Below are 1,019 nucleotides of genomic sequence, written 5' to 3' on the forward strand. Positions count from 1 at the left end.
CAATAAAAATAAATATAGGATTGTATATAAAGTAAGAATAATAAGAATTAACAAGTCCGCAATGAGCTACTTTCCCCCTGCCAGTAAGGCGTAGTATCATCACCCACGATGTGCTTAGCTTCTTGGTTCGGGATGGAGCAAGGCGTCTCCACATCTGTATAATCACGGACATTGTTATTTAAATATTCTATTTAATATAGCATAATAAAAACAATCAATAAGATTTAGATATAAAAATTATTTTTATTTTAACTTTCATCTTATTCTTAAGTTTAGATGTTTTATTGAACTAAATACTTTATTGTTTTATTTTAGAATACTTAAAAAACAATGTTAAGAGCAAGTTCTAATATAAACTTTACTTATAAGATTTTATAAACTTAAGAATGTAATTTTTATATAAATATTTCATATAAAAACACTCACAGCTTTATTAAAAACCTTAACAAGGAAGTGATGCTTAAATAAGATAAGCCAAACGCTCTATTAGTACTGGTCAGCTAAAGGACTTTCATCCATTACACACCCAGCCTATCAAACTAGTAGTCTTCTAGAGAGCTTAGAGAAGATTCATCTTAGAGTTGGCTTCACGCTTAGATGCTTTCAGCGTTTATCCGTTCCAAACTTAGCTACGCTGCGATGCTCTTGGCAGAACAACAGCTACACCAGTGGTTTGTTCAACCCGGTCCTCTCGTACTAGGGTCAAATCTCTTCAATCTTCTTACGCCCACGGCAGATAGGGACCGAACTGTCTCACGACGTTCTGAACCCAGCTCGCGTACCGCTTTAAATGGCGAACAGCCATACCCTTGGGACCTGCTCCAGCCCCAGGATGCGATGAGCCGACATCGAGGTGCCAAACCTCCCCGTCGATGTGAGCTCTTGGGGGAGATCAGCCTGTTATCCCCGGGGTACCTTTTATCCTTTGAGCGATGGCCCTTCCACACAGAACCACCGGATCACTAAGACCGACTTTCGTCTCTGCTTGACTTGTATGTCTTGCAGTTAAGCTGGCTTAT

At 39.0% G+C, this 1,019-nt stretch carries 2 rRNA genes; both read right to left on the reverse strand.

Going from position 1 to position 1,019, the window contains the following annotated elements:
- Positions 1-53: 53 nt before the first annotated feature.
- Positions 54-170: ribosomal RNA gene (rrf, locus tag L8W64_RS08850) — 5S ribosomal RNA — on the reverse strand.
- Positions 171-465: 295 nt separating this feature from the next.
- Positions 466-1,019, reverse strand: a 23S ribosomal RNA gene (locus tag L8W64_RS08855); the annotation flags it as partial.

Origin of the sequence: Campylobacter sp. IFREMER_LSEM_CL1097, from assembly GCF_025772225.1 — a bacterium.
Taxonomy (GTDB): Bacteria; Campylobacterota; Campylobacteria; order Campylobacterales; family Campylobacteraceae; genus Campylobacter_D; species Campylobacter_D lari_D.